Genomic DNA, 17,756 nt, shown 5'->3' with positions numbered 1-17,756 from the left:
GCGCCGCGCACGACGACCGAGACCTTCATGACCATCGACATCCTGCTGACCCAGCCGCTCCCCGCCACCATCGACGCCGAACTGTCCGCCCGTTACACGGTGCATCGGCTGCACGCGGCCGAAGACCCGGACGCGTTGCTCGATCGCGTGGCGTCGCGCATTCGCGGCGTCGTGACCGGCGGCGCGAACGGCCTGTCCGCCGCGCTGATGGACCGGCTGAGCGCGCTCGAGATCGTCGCGATCAGCGGCATCGGCACCGACGCGGTCGATCTCGACCGCGCCCGCGCACGCGGTATCCACGTGACGACCACCCCCGACGTGCTGACCGACGACGTCGCCGACATGGCGCTGGGGCTGATCCTGATGACGCTGCGCGACCTCGGCGCCGGCGAGCGGATCGTGCGTGCCGGCCGCTGGGGCAAGACGGCCCAGCCGCTCGCGACGCAGGTCACCGGCAAGCGGCTCGGCATCGTCGGGCTTGGCCGCGTCGGGCGCGCGATCGCGCAGCGCGCGCAGGCGTTCCGGATGCCCGTCAGCTACTTCGGCCCGCGCGAGCATCGCGACAGCGGCTATCGCTACGTGCCCGACCTCGCCGCGCTCGCGCGCGACAGCGACGTGCTCGTGATCGCGGCATCGGCCGACCACGGCAACGTGCTCGTGACGGCCGACGTGCTCGCCGCGCTCGGCCCCAAAGGATTCCTGATCAATGTCGCGCGCGGCAAGCTGGTCGACGAAGCCGCGCTCGTCCGTGCGCTCGCCGACGGCACGATCGCCGGCGCCGGCCTCGACGTGTTCGCGAACGAACCGCACGTGCCGGCCGCGCTACTCGAACTCGACCGCGTCGTCGTACAGCCGCACCGCGCGAGCGCCACGCATGAAACGCGCGAGGAAATGGGCCGGATCGTGCTCGCCAACCTCGCCGCGTGCTTCGCGGGCCAGCGCCCGCCGACCAGCGTCACGCGCTGAACGCCGCGCGGCCGCCTCGTTACAACACCGGATGCCTCCGCCCGACGGAGGCCAGGAGACACGCATGTCCAATCGATCCAGCGGCGGCGCCCTCGCCGCGTCGCCCGCCGCCTCGCGCACGATCGGCCGCGTCCGCTATGCGGTCCTCACGCTGATTTTCGCGGTCACCGTCGTCAACTACGCGGACCGCGCGACGATGTCGATTGCCGGCACCGGCGTCGCGCACGATCTCGGCCTGACGCCCGTGCAGCTCGGCATCGTCTTTTCGGCGTTCGCGTGGGCCTACGCGATCGGCCAGATCCCGGGCGGCTGGCTGCTCGATCGCTTCGGCGCACGGCGCGTGTACGGCCTGAGCCTGCTGCTGTGGTCGGTCTTCACGATGCTGCAGGGCACGGTCGGCTGGCTCGCCGTGCAGGGTGCGGCCGCGACGCTCGCGCTGTTCGTGATGCGCTTCATGCTCGGCCTCGTCGAATCGCCGGCGTTCCCGGCCAATTCGCGGATCGTCGCCTGCTGGTTCCCGACCGCCGAACGCGGCACCGCGTCGGCCCTGTTCAATTCCGCGCAGTACATGGCCGTCGTGCTGTTCACGCCGGCAATGGCCTGGCTCACCCACGCACTCGGCTGGGAGCATGTGTTCCTGTGGATGGGGCTGCTCGGCATCGCGCTCGCCGCGCTGTGGTTCGCGTGGTATCGCGAGCCGCACGGGCACCCGCGCGTGACGGATGCCGAGCGCGACTACCTGCGCGCCCACGGCGCGCTCGTCGATCTCGAGGCGAACCGCGTGCGCCAACGGCCGCGTGTTTCGTGGCACGACGCATCGCAACTGTTCCGCCACCGGAACCTGTGGGCGATCTATATCGGTCAGTACTGCATCACGGCGCTCACGTACTTCTTCATCACGTGGTTTCCGATCTACCTGATCAAGGGACGCGGGATGACGATCATGGAAGCCGGCTGGGTTGCCGCGCTGCCGGCAATCTGCGGGTTCACGGGCGGCGTGCTCGGCGGCGTGCTGTCGGACTGGCTGATCCGGCGCGGCATGCATCCGTCGAAGGCGCGCAAGACGCCGTTCGTCGCGGGGATGGCGATGGCGACGCTGCTCGTGCTCGCGAACGGCGCGTCGTCGAACGCGGTCGTGATCGCGTTGATGACGATCGCGTTCTTCGGCAAGGGGCTCGCGGCGGTCGGCTGGGCCGTGCTCGCCGATACGGCGCCCGAAGGCATGGTCGGACTGAGCGGCGGCGTGTTCAACGGCCTCGGCAACATCGCCGGGATCGTCACGCCGCTCGTGATCGGCTACTTCGTCGCCAGCACCGGCTCGTTCGCCGGCGCGTTGTGGTTCGTCGCCGCGCACGGGCTGATCGGCATCGCCGCCTACGCATGGCTCGCGGGCCGCTTCGAGCGGATCCGCATCACGCCGGCGGCCTGAGCCGCGCAGCGGCCCGCACGTGCGCCGTCACGCGCGCTTGCGGCCGCCCGGCGCATGTTCGGTCGTCAGCCTGTCGAGTTCGCGCAGGTCGTTCTCCAGCGCGGGCGTGAGCGTCGTGCGCAGGTGCTCGAGGAACGTACGGATCTTCGCGTCGAGATAGCGGCGCGTCGCGTAGACGGCATACACGCTCACCGTCTGCAGCCGGTACTCCGGCAGCACGCGGATCAGCCGCCCCGCGCGGATGTCGTCGAGCACCGTATACAGCGCGACGCACGCGATCCCGCGCCCAGCGCGGACCGCGACGCACAGCGCGTCCGGCACGTTGACCTGGAACGGCGCCGGCTGCAGTTCGTAGACGGCTTCCTCGCCGTCGCTGCGCTCGAGCCGCCATTCGCTGGCCGGCGAGGCCGGCGTGTCGAGACGCAGGCACACGTGGTTCGGCAATTCGCCAGGCGTCTGCGGCGTGCCGTGCCGCGCCAGGTATTCGCGCGACGCGACGAGCACGCTGCAGCTCGTGCCGCAGGTCTGCGCGACATAGCCCGAATCGGGCAGTTGCGACGCCGTCACAATCGACACGTCGTAGCCCTCCTCGACGAGATTCGGCATCCGCTGTGCGAGCGTCAGCTCGACCGACACGTCGGGGTTGTCCTCCTGGTAGCGGACGATCGACGACACGACATGACTCTGCCCGAGCCCCGTCATCGCATGGATGCGCATCTTGCCGCTCGGCCGCAGCAGCGCGTTGCGCGCCTCCGCGTTCGCATAGTCGATTTCCGCGAGGATCGATTTCGCGCGCTCGAAATAGCGTTCGCCGCTTTCGGTCAGGCCGAGGTGGCGCGTCGTGCGATGCAGCAGGCGCGTCTGTACGTGCGCTTCGAGGTTCGAGACCGCGCGCGACACCTGCGCGGTGGTCGCGTCGATTTCCTTCGCGACCGCAGTAAAACTGCCGGCTTCGACAACGCGCACGAACAGGCGCATGTTTTCGAGCATGTCCATTGGATTGGCTTGGGGAGAGTCGGTGGGGAGGCGTCGGCGGCGCTCGCGTCAGGTGGGAAACGGAACGCGGCCGCGAACCACGTCGAGTCGATCACCGGGCCGGGGAAAAGGCGGGAGAGCGGGCATCGCGTACGTGGTTCTGGCATGACGGGGGATTCGGTGGCCCGAATTGTACGCCGCCGCCGACGAATGTGCGCGGTTGCGTGGCCCCAAAGCTCTCATCGAATGAAAGGCTTTCGCAAGGCTCGCGCGTCGTGTGCATGCAACGGCTTGATGCAGCACGGCAATTTATATCACAACACGATATAATTGCACCCTTGTCGCCGTACGGCCCCGCGCCGTCCTATTTACCGCGTACCCGTCCATGTCGTCGTCAGGCTCCTCTCCGTCTCGCCGCACGCTGCAGCAATGGCTGCGCAGCTTCCTTCCCCATCCGATGTCGCTTGGCTGGCGCGAGCGCCTGCGTTCGTGCACGGGGGCGCTCGTCGGGATCGCGACGGTCGGCGTCACGATGCGGCTGCTGCCCGGCGTGCCGGGCCTCGTGCCGCTGCTCGTCGCGCCGATGGGCGCATCAGCCGTGCTGCTGTTCGCGGTGCCGGCGAGCCCGCTCGCGCAGCCTTGGTCGATCATCGGCGGCAACCTCGTCGCGGCGACGGTCGGCGTGGCCTGCGCGCAATGGATCGCCGATCCGATCACGGCCGCCGCGGTCGCGATCGCATGTGCGATCGGCGGCATGTTCGCGCTGCGCTGCGTGCACCCGCCGTCGGGCGCCGTCGCGCTCACGGCCGTGGTCGGCGGCCCGGCCATCCACTCGCTCGGCTTCGGTTTCGTGCTGGAGCCGATCGCACTGCAATCGGCGATCCTGCTGTCGGCCGCGCTCGTGTATCACGCGCTGACCGGACACCGCTATCCGCACGGCGGTGTGCGACCCGACGCGAAACCGCAGGCGGGCGGCGCCGCATCGGCGCGCGGCGGTTTCACGCGCGGCGACCTCGACGTGGTGCTGAAGCGCCGCGGCGAATGGCTCGACGTCGATCCGGACGATCTCGAGACGCTGCTGCTCGAAACCGAGATGCAGGCCTATACGCGCACGTTCGGCCAGCTCACGTGCGCCGACCTGATGACGAACGATGCGATCGAGGTCGCGCCGTCGACATCGGTGACGGCCGCGCTGACGCTGCTCGACCGCCACCGCGTGAAAGCGCTGCCGGTGGTCGATGGCGAAGGCCGGCTGACCGGCATCGTCACGCGCGCCGACCTCACGCGCCAGCTGCGCCGTCCGGCCCCGCTGTGGCAGCGCCTGTCCGCGCGGCTGCCGCAATCGCTCGGCGGCCCGCCCGCGAGCGTCGCCACCGTGATGACGCGCGACGTCGCGTGCGTGCCGGAAACGATGCCGATCACCGCGCTCGTGCCGCTGTTCACGCATTCGGGCCATCACCACATTCCGGTTGTCGATGCGTCGCGCCGGCTCGTCGGGATCATTACGCAGACGGATCTCGTGACGGGCCTCTATCAGCAGACCCGAATGCTCGAGGCCGCGTAGCACGCGCCATGTCCCGTAACGGCTGACGCGACGCAGCACACATTCATTCTACCCTCGCTCGGCCATTTATATCATATTGTGATATATTTGATGCCACCGAAACTGACCGTACAACCGACCTCGATGAACGATACCCGACGCGCGCTGGCCAAAAGCGATTTCCAGCAACTGTCCGAATTCCGCTACCAGATGCGCCGCTTCGAGCGCTTCTCCGAACGCGCCGCCCAAAGCGAAGGCGTGACGCCGCTGCAATACCTGCTGCTGCTGCACATCAAGGGTTATCCGCATCGCGAATGGGCAACCGTCGGCGAGCTCGCGGAACGCCTGCAGGCGCAGCATCACGGCGTCGTCGCGCTGGTGACGCGCTGCGAGGCGCTCGGGCTCGTGAAGCGCAAGACGAGCGAAGCCGATCGCCGGCAGGTCGAAGTCCACCTCGAACCCGCCGGCGAGACGTTGCTCGCGCGCCTCGCGGCCATGCACCGCGCCGAGCTGAAGTCGCTCAAGGGCACGTTCCAGGTTCCCCAGATCGATTACTGACCCTTGCTCTTTCCACTCCGATGAACGCACCACACAAACGCGATTTCTCGACCAACGCACGCCTGCCCAGGATCGCGTTGCTTGCCGCCGGGATCGGCCTGCTCAGCACGCTTGCCGCGTTCGTGCTGTTGAGCCTGATCCACCTGTTCACGAACCTGTTCTTCTTCCAGCAGTTCTCGTTCGCCGACCGCTCCCCGGCGAACAACACGCTCGGCGCATGGGTGATCGTGATCCCGGTGATCGGCGGCCTGATCGTCGGGTTGATGGCGCGCTTCGGTTCGGAGAAGATCCGCGGCCACGGCATTCCCGAAGCGATCGAGGCGATCCTGTTCGGCAAGAGCCGCATGTCGCCGAAGGTCGCGATCCTCAAGCCGCTGTCGTCCGGTGTCGTGATCGGCAGCGGCGGCCCGTTCGGCGCCGAAGGCCCGATCATCATGACGGGCGGCGCACTCGGCTCGCTGATCGCGCAATGCGTGCACGTGACCGCCGCCGAGCGCAAGACGCTGCTCGTCGCCGGTGCGGCCGCCGGCATGACGGCCGTGTTCGGCACGCCCGTCGCCGCGGTGCTGCTCGCGGTCGAGTTGCTGCTGTTCGAATGGCGGCCGCGCAGTTTCCTGCCGGTCGCGCTGGCGTGTGCGGTGGCCGGGTTCGCACGTGCGCTGTTCTTCGGCGTCGATCCGCTGTTTCCGCTGTCGACGGCCGCGCCGACGCCGGTCGCGCTGCTGTCGTGCATCGTCGCGGGCCTGCTGTCGGGCATGCTCGCATGCGGCCTGTCGGCGGCGCTGTACCGCGTCGAGGACACCTTCGCGAAGCTGCCGGTGCACTGGATGTGGTGGCCCGCGCTCGGCGCGGTCGTGATCGGCATCGGCGGCTGGCTCGAACCGCGCACGCTCGGCGTCGGCTACGACGTGATCGGCGACCTGCTGCATCAGCACATCGCGTTGAAGATCGCGCTCGCGCTGCTGATCGTGAAGGCCGTGATGTGGGTGATCGCACTCGGCTCGGGCACGTCGGGCGGTGTGCTCGCCCCGCTGCTGATGCTCGGCGCCGGCCTCGGCACCGTGCTGTCGCCGCTGCTGCCGGGCGGCGATCCGGCGCTGTGGCCGCTCGTGTGCATGGCCGCGACGCTCGGCGCCACGCTCGGCGCCCCGCTCACCGCGATCGTGTTCGCGTTCGGCCTCACGCATGACGCGAACGCACTGCTGCCGCTGCTGGCGGCAACGCTCGTCGCGCACGGTTTCTCGACCATCGTGATGAAGCGCTCGATCATGACGGAAAAGATCGCGCGTCGCGGCTATCACATCTATCGCGAATACGGCGTCGATCCGCTCGAGCGCCATGACATCGGTGAAGTGATGACGCCGGCCGACCGGCTCGTCGCGATCGACGGCGCAGCGACGCTCGATATCGTCGAGTCGCAATACTTCGGCGCGAAGCAGACGCATCGCGCCTACCCGGTCGTGCAGCACGGCCGCCTGCTCGGCCTGGTCGATCGTGCGACGCTCGACGCGCAGCGCTCACAGGCCGGCGCCGACACGCCGATCGCGGGCGCGTTCGCCGGCCGCGCGCCGGCCGTCGCGCTCGCGCACGAAACATGCCGCGTCGTCGCATCGCGCCTCGCGATGCTGGGCCTCGAACGCCTGCCGGTCGTCGACGACGAGCAATCGCTGCGCATCACGGGCCTCGTGTCGCGCAGCGACCTGATCAAGCCCGCGCTCCAGCACTTCGACGACGAACAGAAGCGCGAGCGCTTTCGCCCGATCGTCCCGGTCAACCTGCGCGACGCCGCCACCCGCAAGGCCGGTTGACGCCAACCGCGTGCGCGGCACACCGGCCGCGCACCGCCTCCTCATCGCGCCACGCCTCGCTTCACGATGCGGCGCGCCCTCGTGCGCCGCATCGCATTCCGCCGTGTTCCGTGTTTAAAGTTGGTTAACATTTTGTCTGGCGAAAGTTTGTCATCATGGTGCTCATGCGACGGGGCCATCAATCAGCCATTCCACTTCGCCATCAGATAAAGAGTCGCGGCACGGCATGCATACACATGCCGTGTGCCGTGACCGTCACGACACCACACGACCGGGCAGCGCGCTGACCGCGCAACGCATGACGTCGAGCCGCACACGACGCATGCCGCATCGCAGCAACGCCGCACAGCACCGGAGCCGCCATTTGGCAAGCGCGTTAACAACTTGTTTCGGAATCACCGGAACCGTGCTTGCCCGATGCGATCTCATTAGCACGCAGTACTGCTGCGCATCCCACTTAATCAATCACGACTCGAGGGAGATAACGTGAACGCGAAATACTTACCGCTCATCGCATTGACCGTGGCATTTTCTGCTCATGCAGCCGATTCTGCCCTGCAGAACGTGGGACAAAGCCAAAAGCCCGCCGACCAAGTGGCGCAGTGCATCGCCAAGACGTGGGCCGACAAGTCGCAGCAACAAGTGACGTCGCAGTACGAACTGGCGAACGGCCTCGCAATGGCCGTCTACGCGCCTGGCCAGCAGCCGCCGAACGGCGCTGCCGCCGTGGTGCGCCCGGCCAACGCCGGCAACGCGAAGACCTGGGTCGGTTTCCGCGGCGGCGACGCATCGTCGGCCGGCGACATCAACGCCTGCCTGTAACGAGAACAGGCGCTCCGGATGGCCTTGCGCCATCCGCTTGCGACAAGCCCCGCTTCGGCGGGGCTTTTCTTTTTCTGCCGCCTGCGCTTACAGGTAGCTGCAGACGTAATCGAGCATCTCGAGCACTTCGATGTCGAAGCGGCTCTTGCCCGGCACCGAGAACGATTCGCCGGCGCCATAGGTCTGCCATTCGCTGCTGCCGTCGAGCTTCACGCGGCACTTGCCGGCCTGCACTTCCATCAATTCGGGCGCGTCCGTGCCGAAGTTGAGCGCGCACGGCAGGATCACGCCGAGCGTCTTGCGCGTGCCGTCCGGGAAGAGCACGGTATGCGACACGCACTTGCCGTCGAAATAGACGTTCGCGCGCTTGACGACCGATACGTTGTCGAATTGGGTTGCACTGGTCATGTGAAGCCTCTGATTGCTGGATGCCGGATGGCGAGAGTGGTTGGCGGCCGGCCGGAGCGGCGGGCCGGCCGATATCATACCGGCTCGCGCGGCATGCGCCGGAATGGCGTACCGCTCGCCGCGTGTCGGCACGATCATCGTCAGGATGACTACATGATTATCGTCGGGTTCCGCTTCACCGCAGTCCCTTGCGCCGCGCGGAATCGCGCAGGCAGTCGAGCAGCATCGCCGCGGCCGGCGTCAGCGGGCTGTCGCGGCGCGTGACGACCTGCACCGAGACGCCCGGCAAGCGCTCGCGGATCGGCAGCACCGCGAGCTGGTCGCGCGCCCACTCGCCCTGCAGCAATTGCTCGGGCATCGATGCGATCAGGTCGCAACCCGTCATCAGGCTGTGCGCGAGCCCGAAGCTCGGGCATTCGACGACGCGCGCCGGCACCGGCAGCCCGTACGCGACGAACGAATTGAACAGCACCTGCGTGGAGCTTTCCGGCGACGGATTCATCAGCCAGTCGGCGTCGACGAGATCGGCGAGCGACGTAGCCGACGCGAGCGGATGCCCCTTGCGCGCGACGATCAGCGAACGGCTCGCGTAGAGCTCCGCATGATCGAACTCGGCCGCCAGCAGCTCGGGCACGACGACGGCGACCGCGAAATCGAGCGAACCGTCGTGCAGGCGCGGCAGCGCGACGCCCGGAAACCCTTCGACCAGATTGACGCGCGCCACCGGGAAGCGGCGCCGGAACGCGCGGAACGCGTCGGGCAGGATCGTCACCGCGGCCGCCGGCGTGATGGCGGCCGCGACGGAGCCCGTCATCGCGCCCTGCGCCTGCTCGATGTCGTCGCGGGCACGCTGCATTTCGGCGACGATCAGCCGCGCGCGCACCTGCAGCTGCTGGCCGAACGCGGTGAGCTGCACGCCGCGTGCGGTACGCACGACGAGCGACACGCCGAGTGCGATCTCGAGTTCCTTGACGGCCTTCGTCAGCGCCGCCGGTGACACGTTCAGGCGCCGCGCGGCCGCGCGGATGCTGCCTTCTTCGGCAACGGTGACGAACGCTTTCAGCTGATGGTATTTCATGGCGGCAATGCGTGATCCGTGGAAACCCTGTGCGTCGCGCGGCACAGTGGCTCAGGGTATTCCCGAGCGGCAACCGACGGTGTGCACCAAAGCAATTTAGCAGCTTCTGGTACCCGAAAGAAATTTATATGCTTGCTCGTCATATGCACGTCAAACGCTCCACCTGCCCCACAGGAGACCCCATGCTGCAAGCCGTGAACCCCGTCATCCCCGGCATCGCCGCGATCGCCCCCGAGCTGGTCGAGGTGCGCCGCCGCATTCACGCTCATCCCGAGCTCGCGTTCGAGGAGACGCTCACGAGCGATCTCGTCGCCGAGCTGCTCACCGGCTGGGGCTACGACGTGCATCGCGGCATCGGCAAGACGGGCGTTGTCGGCGTGCTGCGCGAAGGGCAAAGCACGCGCACGGTCGGACTGCGCGCCGACATGGACGCGCTGCCGCTCGCGGAAGCCACGGGCCTGCCGTACGCGAGCCGCCATGCAAACAAGATGCATGCATGCGGCCACGACGGCCACACGGCGATGTTGCTGTGCGCGGCGCGCCACCTCGCGGCCACGCGCCAGTTCTCCGGCACGCTGAACCTGATCTTCCAGCCGGCCGAGGAAAACTTCGGCGGCGCGAAGGCGATGATGGACGACGGCCTGTTCGACCGCTTCCCGTGCGACGCGATCTTCGCGATCCACAACATGCCGGGCCGCGCGGCCGGCGACATGGCATTCCGCACCGGCGCTGCGATGGCATCGGCCGACCGCGTGACGATCACGCTGCGCGGCGTCGGCGGCCACGGCGCGATGCCGCATTTCGCGCGTGATCCGATGTCGGCCGCAGGCAGCATCATGGTCGCGCTGCAGACGATCGTCGCACGCGAGGTCGATGCGCAGCATGCGGCCGTGATTACGGTCGGCAGCGTGCAGGCCGGCGAGACCTTCAACATCATTCCCGAAACCGTCGTGATGAAGCTGTCGGTGCGCGCGCTGAACGCTGACGTGCGCGCGCTGCTCGCACGCCGCATCGAAGCCCTCGTGAAAGGCCAGGCGGAAAGCTTCGGCATCACCGCGGAAGTCGACTACGACTACGGCTACCCGGTGCTCGTCAATCACGCGGAACCGACCGCGTTCGCGGCCGAGATCGCGCAGCAGATGCTCGGCGCCGAGCGCGTCGAAACCGACGCCGCGCCGCTGATGGGCAGCGAGGATTTCGCGTTCATGCTCGAGGCGCGTCCCGGCTGCTACGCGTTCATCGGCAACGGGATCGGCAGCAAGGGCGGCTGCATGGTGCACAACCCCGGCTACGACTTCAACGACGACATTCTCGCGATCGGCGCGAGCTATTGGGTTCGCGTCGCCGAAGCCTGGCTCGCGGCCTGACGGCCTTTCACCACGCAGTTTCGCGCTTAACCGGGGGAACCCCATGGAAACGTCCGCCCTTCCGTTCGCCGGCACACCGGTCGATGCCCGCGCCGCCGCGAAGAAACGCCGGCTGATAGCGGCAGCCGCCGTCGGCAACGCGCTCGAGTTCTACGACTTCACGGTCTACAGCTTCTTCGCGATCCTGATCGGCAAGCTGTTCTTTCCCGTGCATTCGTCGTTCGGGCAATTGATGCTCGCGGTCGCGAGCTTCGGTGTCGGTTTCGTCACGCGCCCGCTCGGCGGGCTCGTGATCGGCATGTATGCCGACCGTGCCGGCCGCAAGAAGGCGATGATCCTCACGCTCCTGCTGATGGCGCTCGGCACCGCGACGATCGCGGTCGCGCCGACCTTCGCGCAGATCGGCATCGCCGCGCCAGTGCTGCTCGTGCTCGCGCGCCTGCTGCAGGGGTTCGCGTCGGGCGGCGAAGTCGGCGCATCGACGACGCTGCTGCTCGAACAGGCGCCGCAGCATCGTCGCGGCTTCTACGCGTCGTTCCAGTTCTCGAGCCAGGGGCTTGCCGCGCTCGCGGGCGCGCTGACCGGCGTCGCGCTGACGTCGACGCTGACTGCCGCGCAACTCGAAAGCTGGGGCTGGCGCGTGCCGTTCATCATCGGCACGCTGTTCGTGCCGCTCGGCTACTGGCTGCGCCGCACCGTCGAGGAAGTGCCCGCCGCCGCACCGGCGGCCGCGCACGACGAGCCGGTCGCATCGCTGCCGCTCGCCGATGTGCTGCGCCATCACGGCAAGGCCGTGTTCGCGGGCCTCGGCGTGACGATCGGCGGCACGTCGATCCACTACATCATCGTGTTCTACATGGCGATCTACGGCGTGCAGGTGCTGCACCTGCCGACGTGGCTGTCGATGACGGCCGGCTGCGTCGCCGGCGCGATCCTGATGCTCGTGACGCCGATCGGCGGCTATCTGTCCGACGTGTACGGGCGCAACCGGATCGTCTGGTGGACACGCATCGTGCTGATGGCCGCGATCTACCCGGCGTTCATCGCGCTGAACCGCTGGCCGGGCGCCGCGTCGCTGCTGTCGATCATCGCCGCGCTGTCGATCGTGCATGCGATCAATATCGGTGCGACGGGGGCGATGCTCGGCGAGTTGTTTCCGCGGGCGGTGCGGGCGACCGGGGGTGCACTCGTGTATAGCGTCGGCGTCGCGATCTTCGGCGGCTTCGCGCAGTTCTTCGTCACGTGGCTGATCGCGGCAACCGGGAATCCGAATGCGCCGGCTTGGTATGCGATCGGGTGCGGCGTCTTCACGCTGCTCGCGATTCGCTGCATGGACGAGAAGGCCGGGAAGGCGCTGGATTGAATGGCGGCCGATGCGGCCGAAGTTGCCGCAGGCCGCAAATGAAAAAGGCACGGGTCCGATCACCCGTGCCTCTTGCGTATCTGGCGCTGCCCGCGCTCAGAACGTATGCATCATCCCCACATAAGCACCCGTCTGCGACTCGCCCGCGAGCGGGCTCGTCCCCGACGTCGCATCCCGCGGCGTCGCGAGCAGCGAGAAGTTCGAATTCCCGCCGTTGCGCGCATACGCGACCGTGCCATACAGGAACGTACGTTTCGACAGGTTGTACGTGGTGCCGAGCACATACATGATCGCGTGACCCGACGGATCGTGCGATGCGTCTCCACCGCCGTCACCCACCTTCACGTAATACCCGCCACCCGTCACGGCCCACTGCGGCGTCGCCGCATAAGTCGCACCAAGCCAGTAGTGATCCGCACGATCGGCGACACCAGCCGGGCTGTCCGGCGCCTGGTAGTGCGTATACGCGCCCTGGATCTTGAACTTCGACACCTTCACGTTCGCGCCGACGAAATACTCGCGCGACGCCGTGAAGATGTTGCTGAACTTGCCGTTGTTGTCGCGCAGCTCGTCGTAGATGCCGCGCACGTCGAGCACCGGCGAGTGGTACGAGATCATGATCCCGTCCGAGCGGCCGAAATCGTCGGCCGCGCCGTAGTTGAAGCCGCGCGACTGGTTGCCGAACGCATATTGCGCCTGCACGTCGAAGCCGCCGATCACCGGGCTGTGATATTCGATGTTGTTGCTGCTCTGCTGCCAGTTGCGGCCGCGCACGAGCGACGCCGACGAAAACGCCTGCTGGACGAACGGGTCGAATTCCCACACGCCGTCGCTGTCGATGAACAGGTTTCGGCCGGCCTGCAGCTGGCCCCATGTGTTGCTCTTCAGCCCGACGTACGCGCGCCGCGACCACATGCGCCCGCCGCCCGTCGTGCCGTTCATCACCTGAAATGCGGTTTCCAGGTTGAAGACCGTCGACAGCCCGCCGCCGAGATCCTCGAAGCCCTTCAGGCCGAACATGCTGGTGCCCCAGTCGCCGCCTTCCGCGCTCCAGCGCGACTTGCTGCCGTTCGGCGTCGCGATGTGGTTCAGGTATTCGATGCCGCCGTCGATCCGGCCGTACAGCGTCACGCTCGTCTGTGAAAAGGCGGCCGCCGGTGTGGCAGCCGCAATCAGCCATGCGAAATGTTTAAGTCGCAAAATGATGCCCCCTCGGAGTCTCGACCTTCCCGCGCGCGCCCCATGCGCGCGCCCAGGGTCTGCTTATCCGCGATCGATCGAATATCGACCGGGGCCCGCTGCGCACAGTGCAAGCAGGCCGCCCGCGATCGCGATGTTCTTGTAGAAATGAATCATGTTGTTGATCTGCTCGCCGCCCGTCATCGTCCAGTAGTGGTGGCCGATGATGCCGGTGCCGATCGTATACAGCGCAAGCAGCAGCGCGAGCGGGCGCGTCTGGAAGCCGACGAGGATCGCGATGCCGACGACGAGCTCCATCACGACGGAGATCGCCGCCGAGATGATCGGCGCGGGCGCGCCCTCAGAGCCCATGAACGCGATCGTACCGGAGAAGTCGACAATCTTCTTCCAGCCGAACATCACGAACAGGATCACGAGCAGGATCCGGGACAGCAGCAGCAGCACATCGCGCTGGGACGCGAGAAACGGTTGATTCGGTGTCATGGTCTCGATCAACGAAAGCGATGCGCGGCCTGCGCGCACCGGATTGCCAACGAACCAGGACGGGCGGCCGCCTGCGCCGCCCGCCCCGCTCTGCAACAACCGGCATCGGGCCCGCCCGATGTGCTGTGCGCCTCCTCTTCTCTGTCGTCGCTCTGCTGCGTCGCGCGCCGCGTCAGCGCAGCTTCGCGACGTCCTGCTCGGTCACCTTCGCGGCCGGATTGCCGAACTGCCCGGTCAGGTAGTTCGTCAGCGCGGCGATCTGCGCATCCGACAGCTCGTGGCGGAATGCCGGCATCCCGACGTCCTCGCTGCCGGCCTTGCGCTGCACGCCGTTCAGGATCACCTGCACGAGGTTGGTCGGATTCGGTGCGCCGACCGTCGAGTTGTGGAACAGCGGCGGGTAATAGCCGTCCGGCGTGCCCTTGCCCTGCATCTGGTGACACGTTGCGCAGTTGCCGAGGTACAGCCGCGCCGGATCGATACCCGACGACGCGAGCGCGACACCACGAAGCTTCAGGCCGTCCTCGGCCGGCTTGCCCCACGACGAACGCGACTGCTTCGCGTCGCCGCTGGCCACCGCCGGCACCGTACGGATATACGTCGAGATCGCGCCGATGTCGGCTTCGGTCATCTTCGAGAAGCTGTGCTCGACCGCCTCGGCCATCGGGCCGGCCGCCTGCGCGAGGCCCGGCACGCTGCCGGTGCGCAGGTACTGGACGAGCTGCTGCTGCGTCCAGCCGCCGATCCCCGCGTTCGGGTCGGACGTGATGTTGTAGCCGTCCCAGCCCGCGAGCACCGAACCCGACAGGAAGCTGCCGCCGGTTTCATCGAGCGACTTCTCCTGCATTGCAATGCCGCGCGGCGTATGGCACGTGCTGCAGTGCGCGAGGCCCTGCACCAGATACGCACCACGGTTCCACTCGGCGCTCTGCTCGGGCTTCGGCTGGTACACGCCGTCCTTCAGGAACAGCCAGTTCCAGATCTTCAGCGGCCAGCGCATGCTCAGCAGCGCGGGGATCTCGTTCTTCGGCGGCGCTTGCTTGACCGGTTCGACGCCATGCATGAAGTACGCGTACAGCGCCTGCACGTCGTCGTCGTTGATCTTCGCGTACGACACGTACGGCATCGCCGGGTACAGGTTGTCGCCGTTCTTCGAGACGCCGTGACGCACCGCGCGCTCGAAGTCGTCGAACGTCCAGTTGCCGATGCCGGTGTCCGGGTCGGGCGTGATGTTGCTCGTATAGATCTTGCCGAGCATCGGCACCGGCATCCCGAGGCCGCCCGCGAACGGCTTGCCGCCCTTCGCGGTGTGGCAGGCCATGCAGTCGCCGGCCACCGCGAGGTATTCGCCGCGCTTGACCTGCGCCGGATCGGCCGAATCAGCCGCACGGACGAGCCCCGGCAGCGCGAGGCAGCCGGCGAGGAGGAAGGTGAGAGTAGATTTCCGCACGGTCAGACTTCCTTCTTCAGCGTGTCCGACATCCGCAGCGCCAGCGCCGCGATCGTCAGCGTCACGTTCACCGTACCGACGGTCGGCATCGTCGAGCTGCTCGAGATGAACAGGTTCGGATGGTCGAACGTGCGGCAGTCCTTGTCGACGACCGAGTCGCGTGCATCCGCGCCCATGATCGTCGCGCCCGTGATGTGGTTGTTCGGCGCGAATTCGTCATTGAAGACGACTTCGGTGCCGCCGAGCACCTTCGCGGCCGTCGCGTAGACCTCGCGTGTATGCACGGCGCCGCGCTTCACGTAATCGTCGATCGCATACGTGATCTCGGGGCGCGGGATGCCGACCGCGTCGGTGGCCGTCTTGCTCGGCACGATGCGGTTCTCGGGCTGCGGCAGGATTTCGTGGAAGCAGTCGAACTGCACGTAGCGCGCGGAACGGTCGCGGATCTGCGCGTCGAGCTCCGCGGGCTTCATCAGCTTGCCGGCCTTGAAGATCTTCTGCGTCTCCTGGTTGATGCGCGACATGTTCGACAGGTGGATCTTCTTCGCGGCTTCGGTCGCACGGAACGGGCCGTCGCGGAAGCCGATCAGCGACGTCATCTCCTGCGGGCCGCGGCCCGGCCACAGCTTCTCGTTCGCGTAGAACGACACGCCGGTGCCCGGATGGTCCATCAGGTTGCGGCCGACCATGTCGGAACTGTTCGCGACGCCGTTCGGGAAATCGCGGTTCGCGGACATCAGCAGGATCTTCGGCGTCTCGATACCGTTCGCGGCGATCACGAAGTACTTGCCCTCGACGCGATGGTCCGCGCCGGTCTTGTCCTTGTAGATCGCGGCGACGATGCGCTTGTCCGGCCCGGTCTCGAGCTTGTAGACGACCGCGCTGTCGATCAGCTTCGCGCCGGCCTGCTCGGCCTTCTCGACGTGGACGATGCCGTTGTACATCGCGCCGATCGGGCAGATCGGCATGCAATTGTTGTTCCCGCAACAGGTCGGCCGGCCGTCGTACGGGCGGCTGTTGCGCGCGACGGGTTCGGTCACCACGTGGAACTTCGGATCGTAGCCGTTGAGCGCGCTCTTGATGGTCTGCTCGTTGAACGACAGCGGCAGCGGCGGCATCGGATACGCCTGTTTGCGCGGCGAGTACAGGTCTTCCTCGGGGCCCGGGCCCCACACGCCGAGTTCTTCCTCGGCGCGCTGGTAGTAATGCTCGAGGTCGTCGTACTGGATCGGCCAGTCGCGGCCGACGCCGTACACCGTCTTCATCTTGAAGTCGTTCGGGATGAAACGCCACGCCGACGCGGCCCAGTGCCACGTCGTGCCGCCCACCGCGCGGATGTACTGCGAGTTGAACTTGTGCTCGCCCTTCAGGATCAGGTAGTCGTTCGGCGGGCCGTATTCCGGATGCGGCGCCCATGCGCTCGACGGGTACGGCGCCATGAAATCGGTTTTGTCGACCTGATTGCGAAAGCGCTCGACGATTTCCCCGCGCGGCATGCGCGGGCCGGCTTCCAGCAGGATCACGGACTTGCCCGCCATCGCGAGCTGGTGGGCGACGATCGCGCCTGCGACACCCGATCCGACGACGACGATGTCGGCTTTTTGCGTATCGGTATCGGCCATCAGGCTTGCCTCTCGATCGGTTTTTCGGCCCAGAAGCCGGGTTTGTTGGGGCAATACGAGGGAATCACGAGCGTATCGGACACGACGCTGAACATTAATGCTTCTTCGTAGGTAATCACGACGTTGTCGACGATGCCGAGATACCACGCTTCAAGAATCTTCAGCGCGAGCGCTTCCTGATCGGGATTCAGCGAACCGGACGCGAGTGCGCCGGCGAGTTGCGGCAGGCTGTCGGCCGTCTTGAACGAGCCCTTCTGCAAGGCCTGCAGGAAGCGTTCGCCGAGCACGCGGCTCAGCCCCTTCTTGCCGGTCACTGCTTCGGAGAGCGTCATGAACGTATCGAGCGGCGCAGTGCCGGGGTCGTCGGCCAGGGCCCGCAACGCCAGCGAGCCCGTGAGGCCCGCCGCCGTCAGCGCCAGTGCGCCCTGCAGCCATTGACGCCGCGTGATACCGCTTGTGGTTGCGTCGCTTTCGCGACGCGAGTGGGGAGTGTTGTCGTTGTGCATGTTTCCTTCTCTCGAACACCGGATTCGGGAAAACCACGCTTGATATTTCTCAAACATTGGCGCGGACCTGAAATGTACGCGCACAAATCGGATCGAACAATCTTTTTATAGTCCATTTAATGTTCCGCAATCCGAGACAATCGACATTTCGCTGCATTTTTGTGTCGTCGGCGCGACA

16 protein-coding genes are annotated in these 17,756 nt (G+C 67.0%); 8 read left to right on the top strand and 8 right to left on the bottom strand.

All coding sequences use genetic code 11. The features are described from left to right. Positions 1 to 27: 27 nt before the first annotated feature. Together AC5LXX_RS22275 and AC5LXX_RS22270 are read left to right on the top strand one after the other, a co-directional pair. The gene (locus AC5LXX_RS22275; protein ID WP_493413186.1) at positions 28 to 966 is read left to right on the top strand and encodes a 2-hydroxyacid dehydrogenase; all 939 of its coding nucleotides are present in this window, start codon (positions 28 to 30) and stop codon (positions 964 to 966) included. Between the two features lie 64 nt (positions 967 to 1,030). Beyond that, the gene (locus AC5LXX_RS22270) at positions 1,031 to 2,395 is read left to right on the top strand and encodes an MFS transporter (RefSeq protein ID WP_493413185.1); all 1,365 of its coding nucleotides are present in this window, start codon (positions 1,031 to 1,033) and stop codon (positions 2,393 to 2,395) included. A gap of 27 nt (positions 2,396 to 2,422) precedes the next feature. Here AC5LXX_RS22270 and AC5LXX_RS22265 read toward each other — a convergent pair whose 3' ends face one another. Then, positions 2,423 to 3,391, bottom strand: a complete 969-nt coding sequence (locus AC5LXX_RS22265) for a LysR family transcriptional regulator (protein ID WP_493413184.1) — start codon at positions 3,389 to 3,391, stop codon at positions 2,423 to 2,425. A 364-nt stretch (positions 3,392 to 3,755) separates the two neighbouring features. Between AC5LXX_RS22265 and AC5LXX_RS22260 the strand changes: the two genes are divergently transcribed. The 4 genes from AC5LXX_RS22260 (at position 3,756) to AC5LXX_RS22245 (ending at position 8,101) form a co-directional block, all read left to right on the top strand. Beyond that, positions 3,756 to 4,934 carry an HPP family protein gene (locus tag AC5LXX_RS22260; protein ID WP_493413183.1) on the top strand — a complete coding sequence of 393 codons (1,179 nt, stop codon included), beginning with the start codon at positions 3,756 to 3,758 and terminating at the stop codon, positions 4,932 to 4,934. Between the two features lie 123 nt (positions 4,935 to 5,057). Further along, positions 5,058 to 5,471: a MarR family winged helix-turn-helix transcriptional regulator gene (locus AC5LXX_RS22255; RefSeq protein ID WP_124447008.1), complete on the top strand. Its 414-nt coding sequence runs from the start codon at positions 5,058 to 5,060 to the stop codon at positions 5,469 to 5,471. Positions 5,472 to 5,491: 20 nt separating this feature from the next. Next, the gene (locus AC5LXX_RS22250; protein WP_493413182.1) at positions 5,492 to 7,279 is read left to right on the top strand and encodes a chloride channel protein; all 1,788 of its coding nucleotides are present in this window, start codon (positions 5,492 to 5,494) and stop codon (positions 7,277 to 7,279) included. Positions 7,280 to 7,765: 486 nt separating this feature from the next. Continuing rightward, positions 7,766 to 8,101 carry a hypothetical protein gene (locus AC5LXX_RS22245; protein ID WP_059240325.1) on the top strand — a complete coding sequence of 112 codons (336 nt, stop codon included), beginning with the start codon at positions 7,766 to 7,768 and terminating at the stop codon, positions 8,099 to 8,101. Positions 8,102 to 8,188: 87 nt separating this feature from the next. Here the strand turns inward: AC5LXX_RS22245 and ppnP are convergent, their stop codons facing one another. Both ppnP and AC5LXX_RS22235 read right to left on the bottom strand, forming a co-directional pair. Next, positions 8,189 to 8,509 carry a pyrimidine/purine nucleoside phosphorylase gene (gene ppnP, locus AC5LXX_RS22240; protein ID WP_493413181.1) on the bottom strand — a complete coding sequence of 107 codons (321 nt, stop codon included), beginning with the start codon at positions 8,507 to 8,509 and terminating at the stop codon, positions 8,189 to 8,191. 175 nt (positions 8,510 to 8,684) lie between these two features. Continuing rightward, the gene (locus tag AC5LXX_RS22235; protein ID WP_124447004.1) at positions 8,685 to 9,587 is read right to left on the bottom strand and encodes a LysR substrate-binding domain-containing protein; all 903 of its coding nucleotides are present in this window, start codon (positions 9,585 to 9,587) and stop codon (positions 8,685 to 8,687) included. A 182-nt stretch (positions 9,588 to 9,769) separates the two neighbouring features. On the opposite strand from AC5LXX_RS22235, the gene AC5LXX_RS22230 reads away from it, so the two are divergent. Together AC5LXX_RS22230 and AC5LXX_RS22225 are read left to right on the top strand one after the other, a co-directional pair. Continuing rightward, entirely contained in the window at positions 9,770 to 10,954 is a 1,185-nt protein-coding gene (locus AC5LXX_RS22230; RefSeq protein ID WP_493413180.1) for a M20 aminoacylase family protein, read from the top strand. A 43-nt stretch (positions 10,955 to 10,997) separates the two neighbouring features. Further along, positions 10,998 to 12,317 (top strand): MFS transporter, encoded by a 1,320-nt coding sequence (locus AC5LXX_RS22225; RefSeq protein ID WP_493413179.1) that lies wholly within the window; start codon positions 10,998 to 11,000, stop codon positions 12,315 to 12,317. Between the two features lie 96 nt (positions 12,318 to 12,413). Here the strand turns inward: AC5LXX_RS22225 and AC5LXX_RS22220 are convergent, their stop codons facing one another. The 5 genes from AC5LXX_RS22220 to AC5LXX_RS22200 form a co-directional block, all read right to left on the bottom strand. Beyond that, the gene (locus AC5LXX_RS22220; protein ID WP_493413178.1) at positions 12,414 to 13,517 is read right to left on the bottom strand and encodes a porin; all 1,104 of its coding nucleotides are present in this window, start codon (positions 13,515 to 13,517) and stop codon (positions 12,414 to 12,416) included. Between the two features lie 63 nt (positions 13,518 to 13,580). Next, positions 13,581 to 14,000, bottom strand: a complete 420-nt coding sequence (locus AC5LXX_RS22215; protein ID WP_493413177.1) for a DoxX family protein — start codon at positions 13,998 to 14,000, stop codon at positions 13,581 to 13,583. A gap of 172 nt (positions 14,001 to 14,172) precedes the next feature. Then, the gene (locus AC5LXX_RS22210) at positions 14,173 to 15,450 is read right to left on the bottom strand and encodes a c-type cytochrome (protein ID WP_493413176.1); all 1,278 of its coding nucleotides are present in this window, start codon (positions 15,448 to 15,450) and stop codon (positions 14,173 to 14,175) included. Positions 15,451 to 15,452: 2 nt separating this feature from the next. Further along, positions 15,453 to 17,072 (bottom strand): GMC family oxidoreductase, encoded by a 1,620-nt coding sequence (locus AC5LXX_RS22205; RefSeq protein WP_124446992.1) that lies wholly within the window; start codon positions 17,070 to 17,072, stop codon positions 15,453 to 15,455. Beyond that, positions 17,072 to 17,578 (bottom strand): sugar dehydrogenase complex small subunit, encoded by a 507-nt coding sequence (locus AC5LXX_RS22200; protein WP_124446990.1) that lies wholly within the window; start codon positions 17,576 to 17,578, stop codon positions 17,072 to 17,074. The genes AC5LXX_RS22205 and AC5LXX_RS22200 overlap by 1 nt, the downstream gene beginning before the upstream one ends. Positions 17,579 to 17,756: the final 178 nt, after the last annotated feature.

This window comes from Burkholderia torrens (assembly GCF_984668525.1).
This window is presented reverse-complemented; position numbering and strand designations above follow the sequence as displayed.